The 23,832-nt window shown below is 59.7% G+C and carries 22 protein-coding genes and 1 tRNA gene; 21 read left to right on the top strand and 2 right to left on the bottom strand.

Annotated elements, in window-relative coordinates:
• Positions 1–87 precede the first annotated feature (87 nt).
• From holA to H3T90_RS01515, 9 genes are all read left to right on the top strand, one after another.
• Positions 88–1,065 carry a DNA polymerase III subunit delta gene (gene holA, locus H3T90_RS01555; RefSeq protein ID WP_198229375.1) on the top strand — a complete coding sequence of 326 codons (978 nt, stop codon included), beginning with the start codon at positions 88–90 and terminating at the stop codon, positions 1,063–1,065.
• Complete coding sequence (tsaE, locus tag H3T90_RS01550) at positions 1,062–1,664, top strand: tRNA (adenosine(37)-N6)-threonylcarbamoyltransferase complex ATPase subunit type 1 TsaE (protein ID WP_198229374.1); 603 nt, start codon at positions 1,062–1,064, stop codon at positions 1,662–1,664. Before holA ends, tsaE begins: the two co-directional genes overlap by 4 nt.
• A complete protein-coding gene (gene tsaB / locus H3T90_RS01545) occupies positions 1,661–2,449 on the top strand; it encodes a tRNA (adenosine(37)-N6)-threonylcarbamoyltransferase complex dimerization subunit type 1 TsaB (protein WP_198229373.1) in 789 nt (262 codons plus the stop codon). Before tsaE ends, tsaB begins: the two co-directional genes overlap by 4 nt.
• Complete coding sequence (gene rimI, locus H3T90_RS01540) at positions 2,446–2,958, top strand: ribosomal protein S18-alanine N-acetyltransferase (protein ID WP_198229372.1); 513 nt, start codon at positions 2,446–2,448, stop codon at positions 2,956–2,958. The genes tsaB and rimI overlap by 4 nt, the downstream gene beginning before the upstream one ends.
• Positions 2,951–3,994 carry a tRNA (adenosine(37)-N6)-threonylcarbamoyltransferase complex transferase subunit TsaD gene (tsaD, locus tag H3T90_RS01535; RefSeq protein WP_198229371.1) on the top strand — a complete coding sequence of 348 codons (1,044 nt, stop codon included), beginning with the start codon at positions 2,951–2,953 and terminating at the stop codon, positions 3,992–3,994. The genes rimI and tsaD overlap by 8 nt, the downstream gene beginning before the upstream one ends.
• Before the next feature lie 78 nt (positions 3,995–4,072).
• Positions 4,073–4,145: transfer RNA gene (locus H3T90_RS01530), tRNA-Asn, on the top strand.
• 371 nt (positions 4,146–4,516) lie between these two features.
• On the top strand, positions 4,517–6,052 hold the full coding sequence (gene arfA / locus H3T90_RS01525; protein WP_198229370.1) for an arabinosylfuranosidase ArfA: 1,536 nt from the start codon (positions 4,517–4,519) through the stop codon (positions 6,050–6,052).
• A gap of 194 nt (positions 6,053–6,246) precedes the next feature.
• Positions 6,247–6,915, top strand: a complete 669-nt coding sequence (locus H3T90_RS01520; RefSeq protein ID WP_198229369.1) for a M23 family metallopeptidase — start codon at positions 6,247–6,249, stop codon at positions 6,913–6,915.
• A gap of 110 nt (positions 6,916–7,025) precedes the next feature.
• Positions 7,026–8,861, top strand: a complete 1,836-nt coding sequence (locus H3T90_RS01515) for an AMP-dependent synthetase/ligase (RefSeq protein ID WP_198229368.1) — start codon at positions 7,026–7,028, stop codon at positions 8,859–8,861.
• Here H3T90_RS01515 and H3T90_RS01510 read toward each other — a convergent pair.
• Both H3T90_RS01510 and H3T90_RS01505 read right to left on the bottom strand, forming a co-directional pair.
• On the bottom strand, positions 8,831–10,393 hold the full coding sequence (locus H3T90_RS01510) for a type 1 periplasmic-binding domain-containing protein (RefSeq protein WP_198229575.1): 1,563 nt from the start codon (positions 10,391–10,393) through the stop codon (positions 8,831–8,833). The genes H3T90_RS01515 and H3T90_RS01510 overlap by 31 nt on opposite strands.
• Before the next feature lie 230 nt (positions 10,394–10,623).
• The gene (locus H3T90_RS01505) at positions 10,624–11,874 is read right to left on the bottom strand and encodes an NADP-dependent isocitrate dehydrogenase (protein ID WP_198229367.1); all 1,251 of its coding nucleotides are present in this window, start codon (positions 11,872–11,874) and stop codon (positions 10,624–10,626) included.
• Between the two features lie 163 nt (positions 11,875–12,037).
• Between H3T90_RS01505 and H3T90_RS01500 the strand changes: the two genes are divergently transcribed.
• From H3T90_RS01500 to hisI, 12 genes are all read left to right on the top strand, one after another.
• Entirely contained in the window at positions 12,038–13,162 is a 1,125-nt protein-coding gene (locus H3T90_RS01500; protein ID WP_198229366.1) for a GuaB3 family IMP dehydrogenase-related protein, read from the top strand.
• 150 nt (positions 13,163–13,312) lie between these two features.
• A complete protein-coding gene (locus H3T90_RS01495) occupies positions 13,313–13,867 on the top strand; it encodes an Rv3235 family protein (protein ID WP_110425178.1) in 555 nt (184 codons plus the stop codon).
• Between the two features lie 38 nt (positions 13,868–13,905).
• A complete protein-coding gene (locus H3T90_RS01490) occupies positions 13,906–15,888 on the top strand; it encodes an AMP-dependent synthetase/ligase (RefSeq protein WP_046322845.1) in 1,983 nt (660 codons plus the stop codon).
• A gap of 3 nt (positions 15,889–15,891) precedes the next feature.
• A complete protein-coding gene (locus tag H3T90_RS01485) occupies positions 15,892–16,374 on the top strand; it encodes a peptide deformylase (protein WP_015021747.1) in 483 nt (160 codons plus the stop codon).
• 225 nt (positions 16,375–16,599) lie between these two features.
• Positions 16,600–17,466 carry a 30S ribosomal protein S2 gene (gene rpsB / locus H3T90_RS01480; RefSeq protein WP_198229365.1) on the top strand — a complete coding sequence of 289 codons (867 nt, stop codon included), beginning with the start codon at positions 16,600–16,602 and terminating at the stop codon, positions 17,464–17,466.
• 50 nt (positions 17,467–17,516) lie between these two features.
• On the top strand, positions 17,517–18,368 hold the full coding sequence (gene tsf / locus H3T90_RS01475; RefSeq protein WP_198229364.1) for a translation elongation factor Ts: 852 nt from the start codon (positions 17,517–17,519) through the stop codon (positions 18,366–18,368).
• A 240-nt stretch (positions 18,369–18,608) separates the two neighbouring features.
• Entirely contained in the window at positions 18,609–19,364 is a 756-nt protein-coding gene (gene pyrH / locus H3T90_RS01470; RefSeq protein ID WP_110412760.1) for a UMP kinase, read from the top strand.
• A 116-nt stretch (positions 19,365–19,480) separates the two neighbouring features.
• Positions 19,481–20,035, top strand: coding sequence for a ribosome recycling factor (gene frr, locus H3T90_RS01465; RefSeq protein ID WP_046322848.1), 555 nt, complete (start codon positions 19,481–19,483; stop codon positions 20,033–20,035).
• Between the two features lie 24 nt (positions 20,036–20,059).
• Complete coding sequence (locus tag H3T90_RS01460; RefSeq protein WP_198229363.1) at positions 20,060–21,049, top strand: phosphatidate cytidylyltransferase; 990 nt, start codon at positions 20,060–20,062, stop codon at positions 21,047–21,049.
• 69 nt (positions 21,050–21,118) lie between these two features.
• Positions 21,119–22,306 (top strand): dual-specificity RNA methyltransferase RlmN, encoded by a 1,188-nt coding sequence (rlmN, locus tag H3T90_RS01455; protein ID WP_408610677.1) that lies wholly within the window; start codon positions 21,119–21,121, stop codon positions 22,304–22,306.
• A 114-nt stretch (positions 22,307–22,420) separates the two neighbouring features.
• Entirely contained in the window at positions 22,421–23,197 is a 777-nt protein-coding gene (gene hisF / locus H3T90_RS01450) for an imidazole glycerol phosphate synthase subunit HisF (RefSeq protein WP_198229362.1), read from the top strand.
• Positions 23,198–23,360: 163 nt separating this feature from the next.
• Positions 23,361–23,795 (top strand): phosphoribosyl-AMP cyclohydrolase, encoded by a 435-nt coding sequence (gene hisI, locus H3T90_RS01445; RefSeq protein WP_046322851.1) that lies wholly within the window; start codon positions 23,361–23,363, stop codon positions 23,793–23,795.
• The last annotated feature ends 37 nt before the right edge of the window (positions 23,796–23,832 follow it).

Here is a 23,832-nt window from a genome sequence, read left to right as displayed (position 1 = left end):
GGCTGCAACAGACCTATGGACTTTTGGCCCAGTTAGTCTTCAAAAACAACCGACGTCAATGTCCAGTGATGAAGGGAGATTTGAGGCATGACCAAAGCTCAGCAGGAGAACCCTTCCGTCCATCTGGTGGTTGGTGGCGATCCCTTCCTCAACGGGCAACGCGTCAAGGAACTGTGTGCACAGGCATGTGCAGCCCATCCGGACAGCGAATACATAGAAATGGACGCGTCAGACTGCGACGCTTACGCCTTTCAGGAGGCAGTCGGACCCTCTCTGCTCAGTCAGACGGCCGTGGTTCTTCTGGATGATCTGCAGGCGGCCGATGAGGCCTTGACTCAGGCCCTGGTGGATTTTTGCCGGGATCCGGCAGAATCCGAATCCAGCATTGTCATCGCACGTCATGACGGGGGCAACCGGGGCCGCAGGCTTCTGGACCAGATGGAACGAGTCGGAGCAGTCATAGAGCGGATGCCGGATCTGAAGAAGTTCGATGACAAGATCGACTTCGTCTATGGACAATTCAAGGCCCATCAGCGCCGCATCCAGCCAAGGGCGGCCCAGCGTCTGGTGGATGTCCTGGGCGAACGTACTCCTGAACTGGCCGCCATGTGCTCCCAGCTCTGTTTCGATTTTGACCAGGAGCCCATGACCTTGGAGATCGTTAACAGGTATTTGACTGATAATCCGGCTGTATCCGGATTCGCCGTGGCGGACAGGGCCCTTGCTGGGCGACCGGCCCAAGCCGTTGTCGCCCTGCGCTCAGCTTTGGAACAGGGCAATGAACCGGTTTCTCTAATTGGAGTACTGGCTCTGAAGTTGCGGACGCTCGGCAAGGAGGCGGCCATCGAATCGGGATCCATCACAACAGCCGAGGCCAAGGCCGCCTACTGGCAGTTGCGGGAGGCAAAACGGCAGCTGCATGGATGGACCTCCTCCGGTCTTGCGGCCTGCATTGAGGCCTTGGCCCAGGCAGATGAGGTCAGCAAGACCAGCAGCGGCGATGCTCGCTATGCACTGGAACGGGCAGTGGAGCTGATTGCCGCCAAGGGAAGGACATTGGCATGAGCCTGCAGGGTAGCGCCGGTCAGCAGGATGGATTTGAGCTGGCCGTGCCTACGGGCGAGGACATGCAACGCCTGGGCAGAAACCTGGCCTCGTGTGTGCATGGCGGGGATGTGATTCTTCTGTCCGGTCCTTTGGGGGCGGGCAAGACCACGCTGGCCCAGGGGCTGGGCAGCGGACTTGGAGTGGACGGCCCTGTAGTCTCGCCCACGTTCACCATCGCAAGAGAGTTGCACGGCCATCTGTCCGACGACTCACCTGTGACTCTGATTCATGTGGATGCCTATAGGTTAGGCGGACAGGATTATCTGCCTGGCGAAGATGCCGTGGATCGGCTTCTGGACGAGCTGGAGTCCCTTGGTCTGGACGAGGAATTGGAAGATCCGGGTCAAAGCACCGTCATCCTGATGGAATGGGGGGAGCAGATGGCCTCGGCGCTGGCCGATCAACGTTTGGAAGTGACCATCAACCGACCCGTGGACGCCCGGGAAGATCCTGACGCGCCACCCAGCTCCCAGGGTCAGCGTATGGTACGTCTGTGTGGAGTGGGTCCTTCATGGGCCACGAGACTGGAGGAGCTGAGAAAGGCGATGACGGCATGAGCGGGAGCGATACGCCCCTTTTAGTGATCGATACCTCATATGGCTCGACTGTGGGGCTGCCCGGGAGGGAGCCCTGCATCGAGACCGACTCGCGCTCGCATGTGGAACGTCTTCAAGTCAATATCGCCAAGGTCATGGACCAGGCTGGATTATCTGCCGACGAGCTGAGGACCATCGTAGTGGGACTGGGTCCTGCGCCTTTCACTGGTCTGCGGGCAGGCATCGTCACCGCCAAGGCTCTGGCTTTTGCCACGGGTGCCCGTCTGCTTGGCCAGGACATCCTGGAGCCGCAAGCCCGCTATGCCTACAGCCGGTTCAAGCAGCAGGACCAAGACCATACCCGGCTCCTGGTCCTGGCAGTCAATGACGCTCGGCGTCGCCAGCTCTACTATCGTCTTTTTGACGACTTTGGAGACGTGGAGGGCCCGGCCAGGCCGCTGACCGAGATGAGCATCGACTATCCAGCAGCTATCTGTGAGAAGATCACGGCCATTGCAGAAGAGCGGAGGTCTCCCGACCAAGATCCTGTCACCGTGGTCGTCAGCGGCCACGGAACCGGTCGCTACGCTGACCAATGGGAGCGTCTGAACAAGCAATCTGATATACGGGTTGTGCTGGACGAGGGATTTTTCCTAGAGGATCGGATTGACGGGACAAGCCTGATGGCTGCTTGTGCATGCCGACGTGCCCAACAGGGGCTGATCGATCCTGTGGAGCCGCTTTACCTTCGCAGGCCGGATGTCTCCGTGCCCAATCCGCTCAAACACGTAGCCGTCCAGTCATGATTCGCGGGGTGGCCTCGGGGGATTTGGACAAGCTGGTCGATCTGGAGGCGAGCGTTTTCGGCGATCAAGCCTGGAGTCGGCAGGCGCTGCGGTTCGAGCTGTCTGCGCCCTCACGCACCTACCTGGTATGGGATGATCAGGGAGCCATCCTGGGCTACGGAGGTTACTGGTCTGGTGAACGGGATGCCGAGCTGATGACCATCGGGGTGCTGCCGGAAGCCCGGAATCGAGGCATTGCAGGATTCTTGCTGGCCAGGTTGATCGCTGGAGCCGATCGCGAGGGTTTGCAGCGCATGAACCTGAAAGTGCGTGTAGACAACTCCGCTGCCATTGACCTCTACGAGGACTTTGGCTTCTCACGGATGGGTCTGTGCAAAGGCTATTATCAGCCTGAAGATGTGGATGCCTGGGCTATGACCAGGCCCTTAATCTCGGTGGGACCGGGCCCGGTGGGCTTTGGCAGCAACAAGCTTTCGAAAGGACAGGAAAGGATCATTGACCATGAGTGAGCCTCTGGTGCTTGGCATCGAATCCACCTGCGACGAGACCGCGGCCGCCTTGGTTCAGGGCAACCGGCTGTTGTCCAACGTGGTGGCATCCTCCATGAACGAGCATGCCCGCTATGGCGGCGTCATACCCGAGATCGCCTCACGGGCACACGCTGAGTCCTTTGTGCCGGTCGTCTCCAAGGCCCTGAACGATGCGGATATGAACCTGTCCCAGGTCGATGCCATAGCGGTCTCGGCCGGTCCTGGGCTGGCTGGATGCCTGGCCGTAGGCGTTTCCGGTGCCAAGGCGCTGGCTTGGGCGGCGAAAAAGCCCTTGTACGGTATCAACCACGTCATCGGCCATATAGCGGTCACCCAGCTCCAATTCGGTCCATTCCCCCAGAATGCCCTGGCTCTGATTGTCTCCGGCGGCCACACCTCGCTGCTGCACGTGGATGATCTGGCGCGATCGGTCCAGGTGGTGGGCACCACACTGGACGATGCGGCGGGGGAGTGCTTCGACAAGATTGCACGTTTGCTCGGCTTCCCCTATCCGGGCGGTCCCCACATCGACCGTCATGCCCGTCTGGGCGACCCCAACGCCATCGCCGTGCCCCAGGGGCTGACAAAGGGCCGGGCTGGAGCCGAGCATCCTTATGACTTCAGCTTCTCGGGGGTCAAGACCGCAGTGGCTCGATGGGTCGAGCGCAGACAGCAGGCCGGGCTCGATATTCCCGTGGATGATGTCTGCGCCTCGCTGGCAGACTCCGTGGCCACTGTCCTCTCTCGCAAGGCCATGGCTGCCTGCCACCGGTTCGACACGGATACCCTGATTGTCGGCGGCGGGTTCTCGGCCAACTCGCAGCTGCGCGGCAGGCTTCAGGAGTTCGGCGACGAGGAGGGCGTCAAGGTCCGTATTCCGAAGATCAACTTGTGCACGGACAACGGTGCCATGGTGGCCATGCTGGGCGTCAATCTGGTTCAGGCCGGCCTGCCTCCCTCTGCTCCTGACTTCTCTATTGATTCAGCCATGCCAATGGACAAGATCCTCATGTAATCGACACGCCAAGTTGTCGGATACGAAGGTCCTGACTATAGTATGGTAATTGTGTTCAGCGAGAGTTGAACGGGACATTCCCGCATAGCTCAGTTGGCAGAGCGTTCGACTGTTAATCGAAATGTCGCTGGTTCAAGCCCAGCTGCGGGAGCTCTCAACCGCCGGTCTTCCGGCGGTTTCTTTATATTGTGCGATTTTTCAGACACATGCAATCCTGTTATCCCCAATGGTCTTGGTTGTTGTCAACACGAGTATCGGGACGATCAGTCTATTGAATTGCTGTTGGAGTCTCCTAATCCAGGAATTGATGATGTCAGTTTATTTTGGAGATTCGCTTCTTTCATGACAGCTGAATGATTATGTAGCCTTTCGTTTGGCACCCGGAAGGCACCTTTTCGGTATTGCATGAGGCGACAGACAGGTGCCTGGCCGAATTAGCAACGTTGTACTATTCAGATGATCCATAGTTTTGGAGATGGACGAGAATCATTGACGATAAAGTCAGAACGAAGGAGCCAGACAGTGACGCAAGGGCAGCAAAATCACAGAAGCGGTGCACAGTTCAAGGTGGATGAGGAGCAGGAGTCTACACCCATTGACGATCGCCTCTTCGGATCTTTCGTGGAGCACCTGGGCCGGGGCATTTACTCGGGTATCTATGAACCGGGGCATCCGACAGCAGACGAGCAGGGCTTCCGCCGCGACGTCATGGATCTTGTGAAGGAATTAGGCGTGACAACCATCAGATACCCAGGTGGCAACTTCGTTTCGGGCTATCGCTGGGAGGATGGTGTGGGACCGCGCGAAAGCCGTCCTCGCCGTCTCGATCTGGCCTGGCACTCCGGCGAAAGCAACGAATTCGGCCTGCATGAGATGAGCGACTGGCTGGGCAAGCTGGGCGGCAACGAGCTTATGGAGGCCGTCAACCTGGGTACCAGGGGCATGCAGGAAGCCCTGGACCTGCTCGAATACTGCAATGTGCCATCGGGCACCGAGCTGTCCGAACGGCGGCGGGCCAACGGCCATGATCGTCCCTTTGGCATCAAGATGTGGTGTCTGGGCAACGAGATGGATGGCGACTGGCAGATTGGCCACAAGAGTGCACAGGAATACGCTGATCTGGCCAACCGGACGGCTGTGGCCATGAGGATGATCGACCCGGACTTGGATCTGGTTGTATGCGGGTCTTCCTCGCACACCATGCCCACTTTCGGCCTCTGGGAGCGTACGGTCCTGGAGCGCTGCTTCGAAAATGTGAACTTCCTCTCATGCCATGCCTATTACGCACCCAAGGATGGAGACATGGCCAGCTTTCTGGCTTCCGGCGTGGACATGGACAGTTTCATCACCGATGTGGCGGCCATCATCGCCGCCTCGCGTGCCCGGCTGGGCAGCGATCATCAGGTTTTCATCTCCTTTGACGAGTGGAATGTATGGTACCAGGAGGCTCAGGCCAGCAGATCGCCTGAAGGCATCGGCAATTGGCCTCTAGGCTCGCCGCTTTTGGAGGATGTCTATTCGGCAGCAGATGCCGTGGTGGTGGGCGACTTGCTGATTACCCTGCTCAGGCATGCCGATGTCGTTCATGCAGCCAGCCTGGCCCAGCTGGTCAACGTCATTGCCCCCATCATGACTGAGCCCGGCGGTCCTGCTTGGCGGCAGACCATTTTCTACCCCTTCGCCCTGACGGCTCGTTATGCACGAGGCGGCAACGTGCTCAAGAGTCTGCAAAGCGGCGACACCTATGAGACTTCGCGATATGGTCAGGTGCCCATGACCGATTCAGTGGCCGTCAGAGGTGCCGATGGTTCACTAAACGTTTTTGTGGTCAACCGCAGTCCTGACAGTTCTGTTGATTTCAGAATCGCCCTGCCTGAACAGGATCGACGCAGACAAGCCACAGTCAGCACTCTACATGAGGACGACCCCTCGGCACGCAACACTCTTGAAGACCAGGAACGGGTCGTCATGCATGCCCGGAAAGACTTCAAGATGGATGAGGATGCCTTGAATCTTCAGCTGCCTCCCATCTCTTGGACGGTCATTCATTTGGCTTAAAAGGCCGATAAAGGCATCTGGGCTGGGAACCCTTTCAGGGTTTTCGGGTATGGTGCCTTTACGGTCCATCTGGATGTGGACGACTGGATATTCGACCACATGCCTTTTTCCGGTTCACGCGGCCTTGGCATCCAATCCATCCTGATGGTGGACGCTCAATCGGGCGTCCACGATGACGGAGGGAAGGTGCACCTATGGCCTGTGCGCGTGACCATAAGAACAAGGGCATCAAACGGATTACCGGCCGGATGCCCATTATGCCTTCCGGCTGTCGGCCTCCTTGGTTCCCCAGGACTCTGCTGGTGCTGATGCTGGCACTGGTCCTGTCGGCCGCAGGACCCACGGCAACTGTCATGGCTCAGCCTGCGCCGACCCTACCTTCGGCTGCAATTCCGGCGCAGAACGGTCGAGTTACATCATCGACTGCAGCCTGCCGCCGGGGCTGGCTGTGGCCCCTTGAACCCCTGACTGCAGATAATGCCGCATCGCAGGTTATTATTCGTCCCTTTGATCCGCCGGATCATCCTTGGCTGAGCGGTCATCGTGGGATTGACCTGGCAGCGCAGCAGGGCAGGCGTATCAGGACTCCGGCAGACGGTGTCATCGCCTTTGCAGGTTCCGTAGCAGGCAAGGACGTGGTCTCCATTCGTCACGGTAATCTGGTCTCCACCTACGAGCCTGCACAGAGCTCTTTGCCGACGGGAACCCGGCTTCGGGCCGGCACGGTCTGGGGGAAAGTAGAGGGGGTCTCGGACCACTGTGCTCAGGATTGTCTGCACTGGGGTCTCAAAGACGGTCAAGGCCGCTATTTGAATCCCGGCGCTAAAGTCGGAAATCATAGGATTCGTCTCAAACCCTTATAGCAGTGCCACAGTCGTTCAGATGACGCGCGCGTCTGCAGACCGGGTATATCGCTGGCCCGGGGGAGCGGTTAGAATCGTTAAGCATAACGCCGTTTCAGCAGGGAGTGGTCATGCAGAACATTCAGCAAGAATTCACGCGTCCGCTTGAGGAGCCCATAGATGCCGATGCCAGCGTCTTCTCCCTGCTTGAAGACAGGGTGGTGCGCCTGGGGGACGATCCTTTGATTGAATACCGAAGCGGACGTGAGTGGAACACCATCACGGCCCGTGAGTTCCGGGATCGTGTGGTCGGGCTGGCCAAGGGGCTTATGGCACGAGGGATAGGTCGGGGGGATTCGGTGGCCATCGTCTCGCACACCCGATGGGAGTGGACTGCCCTGGACATGGCTATCCTGTCCATCGGAGCAGTTACGGTGCCGGTCTACGAGACAGACTCGCCCGATCAGATCCGCCGTATCTTCAACGACTCCCACGTGGGCTTGGCCTTTCTGGAGGATGACGACATGAGGGCCCGGGTGGACGCGGTTCGTTCCCAGTGTGCCTATCTGAATGATCTGTATGTGATAACAAGGGGGGCGCTGACCACCATGACCGCCTACGGACGGGCGGTGGACCAGGCAGACTTCCAATCCCGGGCCGACTCGGTGCGAGGCTCCGACTTGGCAACTATCGTCTACACTTCAGGCTCCACGGGCAAGCCCAAGGGCATAGAGATCAGTCACAGCAACATCGTCTTCACCGTTCGTTCGGGTGCTCAGGCGGTTCCTGACATCTGCTTGGGCGAGGGCAGGCGGCTTCTACTCTGTCTGCCTCTGGCCCACGCCTTTGCCCGTTGCCTGCAGTTCTTCGCCATCGCCACGGATCTCACCCTGGGGCTCACCGGGTCCATCCGCAATCTGCTGCAGGACACGCAGACTTTCAAGCCCACCTTCATCCTGGCTGTGCCGCGAATCTTCGAGAAGATCTACAACGCCGCATCCCAGCGGGCCGGCACAGGCGCTAGGGGCAGGATTTTCCTGGATGCTGCAGGGGTGGCCAGGCAGTGGTCCCGTCACCAACAGAACGGCACCCGCGTTCCCATGTCGTTGAAGACCAAGCACCTCATGTACACGGGCACCGTCTACGATCCCATCCTCGAGGCCTTGGGCGGCCGGGTCAAGTATGCCATTTCGGGCGGAGCACCCCTGGACAGGGACATCGCGGACTTCTTCAACGGCATAGGTCTGCCCCTCCTCGAGGGCTATGGCATGACCGAGACCATGGGTCCGGTGACGGTCAACCCTACCAAGGGCTACCGGCTGGGCACCATCGGCTTGCCCATGCCCGGCATCACCGTGGGCATCGACCAGGAGGGCCAGCTCTGTGTCAAGGGCCCCGATGTCTGCATGGGCTACCACAACCATCCAGAAATCACCACCAGGCAGATTCGCGACGGCTGGTTGCTGACCGGCGATCTGGGAAGTCTGGACGAGGACGGGTTCGTTCGGCTGACTGGCCGGCGCAAGGAAATCATCATTACTGCTGGTGGCAAGAACATCTCGCCGGCGCTGCTGGAGACGGCTGTTGAACGTTCGCCCATTATCAGCCACTGTATGGTCATCGGAGATCGCAGGCCATTCGTCTCGGCCTTGATCACCCTCAATTCCGAGGAGGTTGACCGCTGGTTGCGGGACCAGGGCGCTGAGCCCCTGAAAGAGGCCGCTCCGGCTGGGGAGAACCCCATTATCCGCACCGAGGTCGACCGTGCAGTGGACGCGGCCAATGCTCAGGTATCCCGGGCCGAGGGCATCCGCCGCTATCTGATTCTGGACCAGGACTTCACTCGTGAAAACGGTCTGCTCACCGCATCATACAAGCCCCGCCGTCAGGAGGTTCTCAAGCGGTATGAGGATCGGATCGAGCAGGAGATCTATGCTCAAAGACCAGCATCGGCAGGTTTGATGTAGCCGGTGTCGATCAGCGTCGCCTTGAGGTTGGATGCCGAAACCGCAACCAAAGGTCTTGACAGACGGTGTAACTGTTTGCCATCCTGATTGACGGTCTGAATCGTATCCATGGCTGGCACCTTCCCCTGGCTGTTGAGGTTGACGCAGGCCTTGGCAATATCACCCGCAAGCCCCAGTCTGTCTTCCAGCCCGGTCATCCACTGCTGTCCATCCACGATTTGGGGGATGTTGTCCGCATAGGCGCCATACCCACTGATGATGGGCCAGGCGGTGTGGTCGTCGGAGGACGTGGATTCTTGGGTCTTGCCCGTGTTCTGCGAAGAATCCGCTTGCGACCCCGACGAATTCTGGCTTGCAGGGCTCTGGGCGGGTTTGGGCACGCGCTGACGGTGCAGATCCTGACGGCCGGCCATGGATCCCACGATGCCGGATATGGAAATTTCCGGGTTGACGTCCGCCGACGAACCTCGATATCCTAAATCCCTGAGCTCAGAGACCACTCCGGAAACGATGAAGTCGTTCATGGCCAGAATGCCGTCTACCTCGGTATGGGATTTGGCGTCGTCGTTCATGGATAGACGGGTTGCCAGCTCTTTGCCTGTAGCCGAGGCATCCTTGCCTGGATCGAAGGCGACAGCCTGCCAGTCCCGTTCGGTACTGTCGGCCTGCAGGCGTCCCGAGGGACTGTCGGCCCTTCCATCCTTGAAATATGGACCTAGCACCTGCCAGATTCCGGCGAAGGCCTGGGCGGGGAAGGAATTCTGATCCTCTTGCTGGTCCTGTTCAGCCTGGTTGGCTTCAGCACCCGTGTCAGCAGAGGATGCATCAGAGGATGCATCGGCCGGACGGTTCGGCAGCAGGATCTCGATGCTGCAGGGGTTGTCCTTGCTGGCCTTGTCCAGCTCCAGCTTGCTGGCCAGCTTCTCCGCCTGCATCTGACCAATGGCCCGTGCGTCAGACAACTGTACGAATAGATCCGGCTGAATGCCCGGTACTTGGTTGGCCATCAGCACCACGTGCATACCCGCTCCAGCAGCCAGACGCAGAGACGAGACCAGACGTGAACTCGCCTTGTCTTTGGCATCGACATCGAGTGACTTGCTGATATAGTCGCCATACTGGCGGGTAATGGAGTCTGGCGAGGTCATGGGTGCCACCACCAATGTGGTCGGCTCTGAGGTCTTTTCGGTCTTGCGCTCCGAAAGACGGTTGACCACGTAATCCTGCAGTTCCTTGCTTTGATCCTCCAGATTCCCGCTGGTGTATGCGTCGATGCGCTTGCTGGAAAGATGCTCCTTGGTCAGTGCCGACTTGAGCTCTGGAACCAGGGCGGCCCATTTGTTGATGGGTGTGTGCTGGGAGAGGGTGATGCCGTCAGAGGGAGTGAAAATGGCCACCCGACCGGGTACTTCGGCAGTTGACGTGGAGGTCGCCTGGCTCTGCGGGGCGGTCGGGGATTGTCTCCCCCCGCTTATGGCTGGACCGCAGGCACTTGCTGATGCGACCATGACCAGGCATGCCAGCAGGGTCATCAAGCCGGACAAATGCCGTGCAAAGCCGGTCTTCTTCACATTCGCTCCTTCGTCCCGACAGAGCCCGACTCTGGCCGGGTCCCGAGCAACCATTGTATGGCTCCCGGGCAGGAGCGTATGGAGCCTCCTTGCTTTTGTGACAAGGTTCTCGCCGAGGGGCAGACGGTCAAGATCGATCCGAACAGATTAAACGTCTGCAATAGCTAGGAGATGATGCTCTGTGTGATCTGTTAGTCCGCCTTGCTGTCCTTGGCCTCTGTCGCAGCTGAAACCATACGTTCGGCAAGGGCATGGTCCAGGGCATCCATGAAGCCCTCGGTGTCCAGCCAGGGCTGATCAGGACCGACCAGGCTGGCCAGATCCTTGGTCATGCGGCCGGAGCGCACGGTCTCGATAACCACAGATTCCAGAGTTCGCGCAAACCAAGCTACCTTGGGCGTATCATCCAGCCGAGCCCGTTGCTTGAGTCCGCCGGTCCAGGCAAAAATGGAGGCGATCGGGTTGGTGGAGGTGGTTTCGCCCTTGAGCCAGCGCCGGTAATGCCTGGTCACGGTCCCATGGGCAGCCTCGGCTTCTACAGTTTGCCCGTCGGCCGTCATCAGCATGGAGGTCATAAGGCCAAGAGACCCGAACCCTTGAGCTATTGCATCAGACTGGACATCACCGTCGTAATTCTTGCAGGCCCAGACGTATCCTCCCGGCCACTTGAGCGAGGAGGCCACCATGTCGTCGATCAGCCGATGCTGATAGGTCAGTCCCTCTTCCTCGAACCGACTCTGGTATTCCTGCTCGTAGACCTGGGCGAAAATATCCTTGAACCGACCGTCATAGGCCTTGAGGATGGTGTTCTTGGTGCTCAGGTAGACTGGATAGTGCCTCTGCAGGGCATAGTTGAAGCAGGAACGCGCGAAGTCACGGATGGAATCATCAAGGTTGAACTGCACCTGGGCCACGCCCGGACCTGGGTAGATTGTCACCTGTCTGGTCACAGGGTCGCTCCCGTCATCAGGAGTGAACACGACGCTTAGCTTTCCCGGTCCGGGAACGGTGAAATCAGTCGCCTGGTACTGGTCGCCGAAGGCATGGCGGGCCACCACAATGGGTTTGGTCCATCCGGGAACCAGCCGGGGAATATTGTCGATGACGATGGGCTCGCGGAAGATGGTTCCACCAAGGATGTTGCGGATGGTGCCGTTGGGCGACTTCCACATGCGCTTAAGACCGAATTCCTTTACGCGGGCCTCGTCCGGAGTAATGGTGGCGCACTTGACTCCCACGTGCTCGCGTTGAATGGCCTGAGCCGCCTGCACGGTGACCTCGTCGTCGGTGGCATCCCTGTTGCGGATGCCCAGGTCGTAATAGTCCAGGTCCACGTCCAGATAGGGCAGAATCAGCCGTTCCTTGATCATTTTCCAGATGACCCGGGTCATCTCGTCACCGTCGAGCTCGACGATGCGTCCCTTCACGGCGATCTTGTCCATGGCGGCCTCCTATCGGTCGGCGGGTCGGGGGCCGGATCCTGCTCCCGATGCCGCAATTGCGCTCGCGAACAGTTCTATCCCAAGTTTGTTACTCTCTGTTCCCCTTCTCGTAACCCGTTCGTAGCACGCCGGAGCGTCATCATGAGGCGCTAGGCTGACAGACATGACACAGGAAATCGAAATTGGTCTCGGCAAGAAGGCTACAGTCGCCTACACGCTCGATGATGTTTCCATACTCCCCTCAAGGAGGACTAGGGATCCCCAGGATGTCTCCACGGCTTGGCAGGTGGATGCCTACGAGTTCGACCTGCCTTTGCTGGGGGCGCCTATGGATTCGGCGACCAGCCCCGAGACGGCAATTGCCCTGGGACGGTTAGGTGGATTGGGTGTGCTTGACCTGGAAGGATTGTGGACCCGATATGAAGATCCGCGTCCGCAGCTGGACAGGATAGCCCATGCCTCGTCGGAGCAGGCGACTGGGGTTATTCAGGAGGTCTACCGGGAGCCGGTAAAGGCTGAGCTGATTACTCGCCGTCTGCAGGAGATTCGCAAGGCCGGAGTCACAGTGGCCGGTGCTCTGTCCCCTCAGCGCACTCAGGAGTTCTACACTACGGTGGTTGATGCGGGCGTGGATCTCTTCGTGATCCGTGGGACGGCAGTCTCGGCTGAGCATGTCTCTACCAGCCATGAGCCCTTGGATTTGAAGAAATTCATCTACGACCTGGACGTTCCGGTGATCGTTGGCGGGGCCGCCACCTACCAGGCGGCTCTGCATCTGATGCGCACGGGTGCCGCTGGGGTCCTTGTCGGGTTCGGCGGGGGAGCCTCCTCAACTGACTCCGCCACCATCGGCATTCAGGCCCCCATGGCTACGGCCATCTCGGATGTGGCTGAGGCGCGTCGCGACTACTTGGATGAGTCCGGCGGACGCTACGTTCAGGTCATCGCCGACGGTGAGACGGGCACATCGGGGTCCTTTGTCAAGGCCTTGGCCATGGGGGCTGACGCGGTCATGCTGGGCACGCCTCTGGCTAAGGCTACCGATGCTCCCGGCCAGGGCATGCATTGGGGGGCCGAGGCCCATCATCCTGAGCTGCCAAGGGGTCGCAGGGTCCAGGTCGGCCAGGTGGGGAGCCTGAAGCGCATACTTTTTGGACCCAGCGATCGCACCGATGGCAGTCTGAATTTTATCGGGGCTCTGCGGCGAGCCATGGCTTCCACCGGCTACGTGGATGTCAAGAACTTCCAAAAGTGCCGTGTGGCAGTGACTCCTGCTCCACGCAGCTAAGCAGAAGAAGACATCCACAACCTATTTATTCATAACACTTACATTTACAATCCCTCTGCGCATTCCTGTTCTGAACGTAATCGCTGTCGTTGCGTCAGTTGCCCGGTGCGCGGAGGGGGATCAGGCACGCCGAAGTGCAAGGAGAGAAGTATGACGGAGTATATGGATCTGGCACCGGCCTGGGATAGTGATCAGGCAATCGAGGATCCAGAAGGACAGGAGTTCGACAGCTGGTGGCCGTCCACCTGTACGCAGGTGCCGCTCGGACTCGGCGACATCAATCTGACAGTGCGAACAGTCAATTTCGTACGGCCGGAAGATGTTGCTGAGAATGAGGGTCTGCCAGGGGGTCTCAAGCGAATTCTCGTCAACCTGTGCGCACTGGCTTCCAGGGTTTTCGATGTGCTAAGGGGCCGTCTGCCGATGAAGAGCCTGGAGCGTGTGCTCAACCGCGTATGCATGGAACGGCTGGCCCTACTGGCCCGGTTGCTGAATGATCGGCATCTGGGCATGGTTCGTACTGCAGATCATGCCGGAATGACATACTTGCCGCTGATTCCTAAACTGGTTGAGATCTACCGCGTGGACCGTGACCGATACGAAACCACTATCGGATTCCTGGTCGGCGAGCGCACTGTGCTTGCCAACATGATTGTTGCAAGGAGCGGTTCGCGCTGGGTCTGTGTACGCTTCGACATGGGCTAGGCGGCGGCTTTGGCGGGTTGACCCATATGATGGTGGGTATGTTGCGTGAATATACGGTCGAGCTTCAACACCCGACGACGGACAAGGACACCATCTATTCGCTCCTGGCAAAACGCACCGCTCGCGATCCTGAGGAGCTGGTTGCCCAGTGGCAGGATCCCATGACCAGAAATTGGCACGATGTCAAGGCCGGGCAGATGTCCGCGCGGGTTCGTGCCGTGGCCAAGGGCATGATGGCCCTGGGTGTGGAAAAAGGCAGCACCGTAGTCATCTACGCCTCGACCAGCTATGACTGGGGGGTCACGGACTTCGCTTGCGCGGCCATCGGGGCGGTCTCTGTGCCCATCTATGAGACCGACTCGCCCAGCCAGGCCCAGAAGATCGTTCAGGACGTGGACTGCGTTCTGGCCTTTGCCGGCGACTCGGAGCATGCGCAGATCCTTGAGCAGGTTCGGGGGTCATCGCCCAAGCTCAAGTATGTCTTCAATTTCGAGGCAGGGGGCCTGAATGCAGTCAGTGAATTCGGCCAGGGGATTGACGACGAGCGCCTGGATCAAGCCATCGCCCAGGTCAAAGCCGACGATTTGGCCACCATCGTATACACTTCGGGCTCCACCGGTGAGCCCAAAGGCGCTATGCTTTCCAACCGGAACTTCGTCCACATCGTTTTCGTCGGCTGGGATGTGCTCTACCACATGCTGGCAGCCCCCTCCCGCCTGATGCTTTTCCTGCCCCTGGCCCACTGCTTCGCCCGCTACATCCAGTACGTGGCCATCGGCGCTCAGGGCGTGGTCGGATACGTCTCCAACGCCAAGCACCTGCTGACTGACCTGCGCACCTTCCGGCCCACCTATCTGTTGGGCGTGCCCCGAGTCTTCGAGAAGGTCTACAATGCCGCCTCGCAGAAGGCCGGCACAGGTTTGGCCGGCAAGGTCTTTGCCAAGGCCACCAGGCACTTTATCAAGTGGTCAAAGGACGAGCAGGAGGGGCGCGGCCACTCGCCGCTGACCCGCCTGGCTCACGCCTTCTACACCAAAACCGTCGGCAATACAATTGAGTCCGCCCTGGGTTCCAACCTGAGCTATCTGGCTTGCGGCGGCGCACCCATGAACGCCGACCTGGCCCACTTCTTCAACGGAATCGACGGGATCACCTTCATTCAGGGATACGGAATGACCGAGACGGCGGCCCCCTGCATTGTCAACTTCGAGGATGCCAACGAAGTTGGTTCGGTCGGTCGACCTGGCTCGGGCATCACGGTCAGGCTGAGCGACGACGATGAGCTTTTGGTCAAGGGCCCCAGCGTCTTTATGGGCTACTACCACCAGCCCGAGCTGGATTCCACCGTGCTTGATAAGGACGGCTGGCTGCATACCGGCGATTTAGCCCAAATCGACGATCAGGGCTTCGTCTTCATCACCGGCCGAAAGAAGGACGTCATCATCACCGCCGGCGGCAAGAACGTGAGCCCGGCACCTTTGGAGGATGTGATCAGCACCTGTCCGATAGTCTCTCAAGCCGTGGTCGTGGGCGACGGCAGACCCTTCGTGGGCGCCCTGGTTACTTTGGATGTCGGCATGCTGAAATCGTGGCTGACCTCCCAAGGTCTGGACGCTGACATGAGCATGGAGCAGGCCAGCCATAACGATGCGATCCATGCCTTCATCCAGCAGTATGTGGACAAGGCCAACTGCAACGTCTCGCGGGCCGAGTCGGTGCGGAAGTTCCTGGTGCTGGACAAGGATTTCAGCCAGGAGGACGGTACCCTGACCCCCAGCCTGAAGGTTGTGCGCCCCGAGGTGCTCCGCCAGTATGCCGAACTTGTGGACAAGGTCCTCTATGCGCCTAGGACGCCAGCCAAACCCGCTGCCAAGGAGAACGACATCGTCAGCAGGGCACGGACCACTATGAGCGATTCCCTGGCCAGTATGACCGGACGCAAGCGTGATGGCCGCCAGGAGGAGGAAGCGGCCCCGGAGGACGAGAAGGACGGCCACGACGGCCGGGATGACGAGGAGTAGGCAGTGGCGATTCGTACAATCAGAGTGGTTCCCGATCCGGTTTTGCGTACCCCATGCGATCCTGTGACCAGCATCACCCCGGCTGTGCGCAGTCTGGTGCGTGACCTGGTGGACACTGTCGACGATCCGGGCAGGGCGGGCCTATCGGCCAATCAGATCGGCGTGGGCCTGCGAGTCTTCTCGTATAATATCGGCGGCAAGGTGGGCTACATCATCAATCCGGTCATCGACAAGACCTCCGGCGAGCAGTATGGCGAGGAGGGGTGCCTGTCCCTTCCAAACCTTTGGTATCCGACCAGACGGGCCGACTACGCACGAGCCCACGGCATCGATCTGGACGGCAAGACAGTGACTCTCGAAGGCCATGGCATCATGGGTCGGATGATCCAGCACGAGTGCGATCACCTGGACGGCCATGTCTATGTGGATCGGCTGGAGAGCGATGTCCGCCGCAAGGCCATGCAGCAGCTGAGATCAGCCAGGTAGGCAGAGGGCGAACACGGTGCCCGAGGTCATTGGCCTCGGGTATCATAGTAATTCGGCGTGTCATTGCGCAGGTCCGCTGTCACGGGTGGGCAGGTGCGCCAAGAGTATTCCCAAACACACGCCGTAAATTCGCGCCATGTCCGCGACGTCCTGTGTCGGTCGGCTCCTCGGAGTTGCACGCAGGTGCACATGGCCAGGCAATAACCGACAATGAAAGGTATGGACATGGCACAGATCACCATGAGCGAAATGCTGAAGGCCGGCGTCCACTTCGGACACCAGACCCGTCGTTGGAACCCCAAGATGAAGCAGTACATCCTGATGGAGCGCAACGGCATCCACATCATCAATCTCTTCAAGTCGCTCGGTCTGATCGACCAAGCCTATGACTTCATCAAGCAGACTGTGGCCCACAACGGCACCGTGCTCTTCGTGGGGACCAAGAAGCAGGCCCAGGAGGCCATCAAAGCTCAAGCCACCCGGGTGAACATGCCCTACGTCTCCGAGCGCTGGCTGGGCGGCATGCTGACCAACTTCCAGACCGTGACCAAGCGGGTCGGCCGCTTGAAGGAGCTGGAGGAGATGGACTTCGACGACGTGCATGGCTCGGGACTGACCAAGAAGGAGCTCCTGCTCCTGCGGCGCGAGAAGGACAAGCTGGAGCGTCAGCTGGGCGGCATCCGCAACATGAGCCGCACCCCTTCGGCCCTGTTCGTGGTCGACATCAACAAGGAGGCCCTGGCGGTCTCCGAGGCTAACAAGCTGGGTATCCCGGTCGTGGCCCTGGTGGACACCAATACTGATCCTGAGCTTGTCACCTACCCTATTCCGGCCAACGACGATGCTATTCGCGGCGTCGAGCTGCTGACTCGGCTGATGGCCGATGCCGTGGCTGACGGTCTGCTGGAGCGCTCTGGCAAGGCCGCCAAGACCGAGGAGGCCTCTGACCAGCCCATGGCCGAGTGGGAGAAGAATCTGCTGGAGAACAAGGATGGACAGCCGCAGGAGCAGGCCCAGGAGACCGCCCAGGCTTCCCAGGCCGAGCAGCCCGCGCAGCAGCAGGAGACCCCCGCTGCCGATCAGGCCGCCTGAACTTTGGCGTCTAGATGATGCATTCAGGAAAGACCAGATAGGAGAGTTTTATGGCAAAAATCACCGCTGCACTGATCAAGGAGTTGCGTGACCAGACCGGCGCCGGCATGATGGACGTCAAGAAGGCCCTGATCGAGGCCGAGGGCGACATGGCCCGCGCCAAGGAGATTATCCGCGCCACCGGCATCCAGGCCGCAGGCGCCCGTGAGGGCCGCAAAGCTCAGGAGGGCCTGATCGCCTCCACCGTCATCGAGGGCGGGCAGGGTCAGATCGGCTACGCCGTCGAGCTCAACTCCGAGACTGATTTCGTGGCCAAGACCCCTCAGTTCATCGAGTTTGGCCAGGAGGTCATCGGCGACGTGGCCAAGGCTGATGCCTCCAACGCCGAGCAGGTCGATGCCGCTCCATCCAAGTCAGGCACCGTCAAGGAGACCGTGGAGGAAGCTGGTGCTCTCTTCCATGAGCACGTCAAGGTCGGCCAGGTGGCCCGGGTTGAAGGTCCCCGTGTAGAGATTTACGCCCATCGCAAGTCTGTGGAGATGCCCCCATCCATCGTGGCCATGATCGCCACTGATGAGGCCGGAGCCCAGGTCGCCCATGAGGTGGCCCTCCAGATCTCCGCCATGAGCCCCAAGTGGCTCAGCCGCGAAGATGTGCCCGCCGATGTGGTGGAGTCCGAGCGTCGCGTGGCCACTGAGAAGTCCCAGGCCGAAGGCAAGCCCGAGAAAATCATTCCCAAGATTGTAGAGGGGCGTCTGAACGCCTTCTTCAAGGAGACCGTTCTACTGGAGCAGCAGTACGTCAAGGACACCTCCAAGACCATTGGTGACCTCTTCAAGCAGGCAGGCGGCAAGGCTCTGGCCTTCGCCCGTCTCGAGGTCGGCAAGGGCGACGAGGAGTAGCGAGGAGTAGTAAGTAGTTCAGCAATGTTTTGTGTCGTCTCGCTTGATCTTGTCTAAGGGACTGGCAGACGTCCGGCATAGATGGCAGGGGAGTGGCTTTCGTAGCCGCTCCCCTTCTTTTGTCCTAAGTCAATTCCCAGGGCCTATCCCCTCGGTCTGCTCAAGAGGGGTTGTCGCCCAGCACGGATACCCTGTTATCGGCGTATACCGCCCGTCATCATGTCTGGAGAAAGGGCTTTTATGACCGGATCCGATTCAGCGCAAAACCAAGCATCGCCTCGTCGTGTGCTGCTCAAGCTTTCCGGAGAGGCCTTCGGGGGAGGCGAGGTCGGCATCGACGTGCAGGTGGTCAAGCGGGTGGCCAAGGAGATCGTCCAGGCGGTGCAGGGCGGCGTTCAGGTGGCCATCGTGGTGGGCGGTGGCAACTTCTTCCGCGGAGCCGAGCTCAGTCAGGCCGGAATCGAACGTTCGCGCGGCGACTACATGGGCATGCTGGGCACGGTCATGAACTGCCTGGCTCTGCAGGACTTCCTGGAGCAGGATGGTCAGGCCACCAGGGTGCAGACAGCCATCACCATGGGCCAGGTGGCCGAGCCCTACATTCCGCTCAAGGCCATCCGCCACCTGGAGAAGGGACGCGTGGTCATCTTCGGCGCCGGATCCGGCATGCCTTACTTCTCAACCGACACGGTCTCCATACAGCGGGCCTTGGAGATACATTGCGTCGAGGTGCTCATGGGCAAGAACGGTGTGGACGGTGTGTATACGGCTGATCCGCACAAGCAGGCTTCTGCGCGAATGTTCACCAATCTCAGCTACCAGCGGGCCCTAGTGGACAACCTGGCCGTCATGGACGCGGCAGCGCTGTCCATGGCCCGGGACAATGACATGCCCATCCGCGTCTTCGGACTGGAGGGTGAAGGCAACGTGACCGGGGCGCTTAAAGGCCAGCGCCTGGGCACCTTGGTCCACGGCGGTCCTGATCGTACCCTGTGACCGGTTGCGGGCACACACCCCGCGCCGCTTGGCCCCTGTGGCCCCATGGCCGTAGAGTATAAGAATGACGGACCTCGCGCGCACAGGCGGATGGTCCATACAGCAAGGAGCAGATCATGACCACAGTGGTGGACCAGGCCGGAAGGCAGATGGACAAGAGCATCGAGGCGACCAAGGAGAACTTCTCGGGAATTAGGACCGGGCGTGCCAACCCCTCCTTCCTCAACGACATCATGGTGGAGTATTACGGCACACCTACGCCCATCAAGTCGCTGGCATCCATTGGCGTCCCGGAACCCCGCACCCTGGCCGTTACCCCCTTCGACCCCTCTCAGGCAGGCGCAGTCGAGAAGGCCATCCGCGACTCGGACCTGGGCGTCAACCCCAGCCGTGACGGCAACGTCATCAGGGTCACCATGCCCGAGCTGACCGAGGAGCGTCGCCGGGACTATGTCAAGCTGGCCAAGAACAAGGCCGAGGAGGGTAAGGTGGCTGTCCGCAACATCCGACGTAAGGTCAAGGAAGAGCTGGAGGGCAAGGTCAAGGATGGCGACCTGGGCGAGGATGAGGGCAACCGGCTGCAGAAGGAGCTGGAGACCGTCACCAAGCAGAAGAACGACATGATCGACCAGCTCCTGGATGCGAAGGAGAAGGAAATCCTCGAGGTCTGATTCGCCTGGGAGGATCCACTGTTCATGAGTACCAAGGAAAGCTCCGCCGAGAAGACAGGTCAGGATGCCGTCGAAACCCTGAACAAGCGGACCGGGCGCAACATGCCGCAGGCGGTGGCCACTGGCGCGCTTCTGGTCGTCATCATCCTGGCCTGCATCCTTGTGCGAATCGACGCATTCATCTATCTGATTGTGATTTTCATGACCCTGGGGCTCTGGGAGCTCAGGGTGGACTTTGCCACGGCAGGTCTGCATATACCGGTGATAGAGCTCTGGATCTGCTCGGCGGCCACCATGCTTGCCTCGTTCTACGCGCCGGACCACGTGGTGGTCATGACCGCTGGTGTTCTGGTCACTGCCTTGATCGGGGCTCTTGCGGCCACTCGCAATCATCGCCTGGGTGGCCGTCTGCTCAAGGCGGTGAATGCCAAGCTGTCGGGCAAGGATGCACAGACCATGGCCGATGCCTCCTACGGTGCTGCAAAAGGGGAGAGCCAGTTAAGCAGCCTTGCCAGTGTGGGCGTCACTCTTTTGACTGTTGTCTACATCACCCTCCTGGCCTGTCTGATAACCTTGCCCACTACCTTCGGCGGGCATCCTGCCGCGCATGCCTTCATGGTGATTTTCCTGCCTGCCCTAAGCGACATCGGCGGACTTCTCTTCGGTTCGCTTTTCGGCAAGCATAAGATTGCGCCCCGCATCTCTCCCGGCAAGTCCCTGGAGGGTCTCGCAGGCTCCATGCTCTGCTGTCTGGTCGGCGCTCTGGTCATCTTTGCGGCCACCTATCCTATGGCGGATTGGGGGCGGATCTGGTGGGTCGCCCTGCTCATGGGCATCATGGTCGGAACCACTGGCACTTTGGGTGACTTGAGTGCATCTTTGATCAAACGCGACCTGGGGATCAAGGACATGGGCCACCTGCTCAAGGGCCACGGCGGAGTGCTGGACAGGGTGGATTCCATCCTCATGTCCGCACCATTCATCACACTGGTCCTTTTGATCACTGGTCTGTGATCGGAATTGACTGTACGTGTTTTTCATAGTTTTGGCGGTTGAGTAGCTGATACAGGATGAGGTAGAGGTATGACAGATGTCGACATGACCGGTGCCGAGCCTGAAACCGGCATCACCCCCGGAGGCAAAGATGGTGCCTTCAGGGACGTTCTGGCGGCCGACCATGCACGTCGAGGCAAGCCGCCGCGCCACTTTACGGACATGGACCAGCAGGAGCGTCAGGAGGTCTGCGCTCAACTGGGCCTGCCGAAATTCCGTGTCTCTCAGCTGGCCAACCATTACTTCAGTCATCTGTCCATCAATCCGGGTGACTTCACGGATTTCCCTGCGGCCAGTCGTCAAGAGGCCGCTCGCCGCTTTTTCCCTGAATTGATCACCCCAGTCGCCGTCCAGAAAGCCGATCAGGGAACGACCATCAAGACCCTCTGGGAGCTTTTCGACGGGTCCAGAATCGAGTCCGTGCTCATGCGATATCCCTCCAGGGCCACCCTCTGTATCTCCAGCCAGGTCGGCTGCGGCATGGGCTGCCCCTTCTGCGCCACCGGTCAGCTTGGGTTGACTCGGAACATGTCGACTGGCGAGATTCTGGAACAGGTCAGGGCCGCCTCTCACATGATGAGGTCCGGACAGGTTGCCGGGGGCCCGGGACGCCTGAGTAATATCGTCTTCATGGGGATGGGCGAGCCCATGGGTAACTACCGGGCTGTCCTGTCCGCAGTCAGGCAGATCAGTGCCCTGCCGCCCAAGGGATTCGGCATCTCGGCCAGGAACATCACTGTGTCCACGGTGGGCGTGGTTCCCGGCATCCGCAAGCTGACCAAAGAGGGAATTCCGGTCCGTCTAGCCGTCTCCCTCCATGCCCCCAGCGACAAGTTGCGCGACGAGCTGGTGCCCATGAACAGGCGCTTCAACACGACCCAGGTTCTGGATGCAGCTCACGACTACTACCTGGCCAGCGGCAGACGGGTCAGCATCGAGTATGCCCTAATGCGAGGCATCAACGACCAGGTCGAGCATGCCCGTCTTCTTGCCAAGCGCCTCAACCACTATGGGGACGACTGGGTGCACGTCAATCCCATACCTCTGAATCCGATTGAGGGGTCTCGTTGGACGGCCTCCAAGCCTGAGGATGAGCAGCGCTTCCTGGATATCCTTCACAAGGCCGGCATTACTGCAACCATGAGGGACACCCGCGGATCGGACATCGACGGCGCCTGCGGACAGCTGGCAGCCAAGGCCGTCAAGCTTCAGGCCTGATTTAGCGTTTTGCAATCTTGTCATGCCATAGTGTGGACATGCGGTAGTCTTCAGACACAGCAGAAGCTAAAGTTTTGATTCAAACAATTTGGTTCAGGCAGGAAGGCAGGTCGCATGACGGTAGCGGTTCGTGTCATTCCCTGCCTTGATGTCGACCAGGGCCGTGTGGTCAAAGGCGTCCACTTCAAGAATCTGCGCGATGCGGGTGATCCGGTCGAACTGGCTTCCACTTACTACCAACAGGGAGCCGACGAGCTGACCTTTCTGGATGTGACTGCTTCGGGCAGCGGGCGAGCCACCATGGTGGACCTGGTCAAAAGCACTGCCGACCAGATTTTCATTCCGCTGACTGTCGGCGGAGGCGTGCGCACCCCGCAGGATGTCGACACTCTCCTGCGGTCCGGGGCTGACAAGGTCGGCATCAATACAGCAGCTATCGCCAACCCGCAGGTCATCGGCGATATCGCCCAGCGGTTTGGTCGCCAGGTTCTGGTGCTCTCGGTCGATGCCCGCCGATCTAATGCACAGGGCATTACCTCGGGATATGAAGTGACCACCATGGGCGGCCACCGGTCTACTGGCATCGATGCTGTTGACTGGGTCAAGCAGGCTCAGGAACTCGGAGCCGGCGAGGTTCTCCTCAATTCCATGGATGCGGACGGCACCCGTCAAGGGTTCGATCTGGAAATGATCGCCGACGTGCGCAAGGCAGTATCCCTTCCGCTCATCGCCAGCGGCGGGGCAGGCAAGGCTGCCGATTTTCCTCCTGCGGTCAAGGCTGGGGCTGATGCGGTCCTGGCGGCTTCCGTCTTCCATTTTGGCCAGGTGTCCATCAAGGACGTCAAGCAGGCGCTCCATGCGGCCGGGTATCCGGTTCGATGGCAGGCCTGAACCAATCCCATAGAAAAATTTTGGCACCACATGGTGCATGGCTTTTGCAGGCCTTGTTGGCAGCCATCGGGAAACTATACCCATACCATGAACAATCAACCGCCAAGGTTATGTCGGACAAACTAGCCGAATTAATTAGCTGAATCAAGGAGAATGAGGATCAATGTCACAGTCTTCGAAGGATCAGGAAGAACGTTTGGATCCGAGCATAGCGGCCAGGCTCAAGAAGGACGCCAAGGGACTCGTGGCTGCAGTGGTCCAGCAGTATGACAGTCGCCAAGTGCTCATGGTAGGTTACATGGACGAGGAGGCCCTTAGACGGACCCTGACAACAGGAAGAGTCACATTCTGGTCCCGCTCTAGGCAGGAATACTGGCGGAAAGGGGACACCTCCGGGCATGTCCAGTATGTTAAGGGAGTCAGCATTGACTGCGACGGGGACGCGCTTCTTGTGGAGGTGGACCAGGTAGGGGCGGCCTGCCATACCGGGACCAGGTCGTGCTTCGAAGCCGGCGGACCGCTTCCGGTAGTGCAAGGCAATCGCACTCAGGCGGAAATGCAGAGTCAGGAAGGGCCATCCAGTGCAGAAAGACGCTAAGGTTGTTGCAGGGAACACTCAGAAAACTGGAGGGAAG

The sequence above is a fragment of the Bifidobacterium polysaccharolyticum genome (genome assembly GCF_016101585.1).
Classification (GTDB): Bacteria; Actinomycetota; Actinomycetes; order Actinomycetales; family Bifidobacteriaceae; genus Bombiscardovia; species Bombiscardovia polysaccharolytica.
Note: the sequence above shows the minus strand (reverse complement) of the source record. Positions and strands in the feature narration are given on the sequence as shown.

Bases quoted from the DNA above. Each gene is read 5' to 3' on its own strand.
- hisI (WP_046322851.1), top strand. From the start codon at position 23,361: ATGTCACAGTCTTCGAAGGATCAGGAAGAACGTTTGGATCCGAGCATA.
- H3T90_RS01505 (WP_198229367.1), bottom strand. From the start codon at position 11,874: ATGGACAAGATCGCCGTGAAGGGACGCATCGTCGAGCTCGACGGTGAC.
- hisF (WP_198229362.1), top strand. From the start codon at position 22,421: ATGACGGTAGCGGTTCGTGTCATTCCCTGCCTTGATGTCGACCAGGGC.
- H3T90_RS01520 (WP_198229369.1), top strand. From the start codon at position 6,247: ATGGCCTGTGCGCGTGACCATAAGAACAAGGGCATCAAACGGATTACC.
- tsaB (WP_198229373.1), top strand. From the start codon at position 1,661: ATGAGCGGGAGCGATACGCCCCTTTTAGTGATCGATACCTCATATGGC.
- rimI (WP_198229372.1), top strand. From the start codon at position 2,446: ATGATTCGCGGGGTGGCCTCGGGGGATTTGGACAAGCTGGTCGATCTG.
- H3T90_RS01490 (WP_046322845.1), top strand. From the start codon at position 13,906: ATGTTGCGTGAATATACGGTCGAGCTTCAACACCCGACGACGGACAAG.
- pyrH (WP_110412760.1), top strand. From the start codon at position 18,609: ATGACCGGATCCGATTCAGCGCAAAACCAAGCATCGCCTCGTCGTGTG.
- holA (WP_198229375.1), top strand. From the start codon at position 88: ATGACCAAAGCTCAGCAGGAGAACCCTTCCGTCCATCTGGTGGTTGGT.
- H3T90_RS01460 (WP_198229363.1), top strand. From the start codon at position 20,060: ATGAGTACCAAGGAAAGCTCCGCCGAGAAGACAGGTCAGGATGCCGTC.
- tsf (WP_198229364.1), top strand. From the start codon at position 17,517: ATGGCAAAAATCACCGCTGCACTGATCAAGGAGTTGCGTGACCAGACC.
- frr (WP_046322848.1), top strand. From the start codon at position 19,481: ATGACCACAGTGGTGGACCAGGCCGGAAGGCAGATGGACAAGAGCATC.
- H3T90_RS01495 (WP_110425178.1), top strand. From the start codon at position 13,313: ATGACGGAGTATATGGATCTGGCACCGGCCTGGGATAGTGATCAGGCA.
- rlmN (WP_408610677.1), top strand. From the start codon at position 21,119: ATGACAGATGTCGACATGACCGGTGCCGAGCCTGAAACCGGCATCACC.
- tsaD (WP_198229371.1), top strand. From the start codon at position 2,951: ATGAGTGAGCCTCTGGTGCTTGGCATCGAATCCACCTGCGACGAGACC.
- H3T90_RS01515 (WP_198229368.1), top strand. From the start codon at position 7,026: ATGCAGAACATTCAGCAAGAATTCACGCGTCCGCTTGAGGAGCCCATA.
- H3T90_RS01510 (WP_198229575.1), bottom strand. From the start codon at position 10,393: ATGACCCTGCTGGCATGCCTGGTCATGGTCGCATCAGCAAGTGCCTGC.
- rpsB (WP_198229365.1), top strand. From the start codon at position 16,600: ATGGCACAGATCACCATGAGCGAAATGCTGAAGGCCGGCGTCCACTTC.
- H3T90_RS01500 (WP_198229366.1), top strand. From the start codon at position 12,038: ATGACACAGGAAATCGAAATTGGTCTCGGCAAGAAGGCTACAGTCGCC.
- tsaE (WP_198229374.1), top strand. From the start codon at position 1,062: ATGAGCCTGCAGGGTAGCGCCGGTCAGCAGGATGGATTTGAGCTGGCC.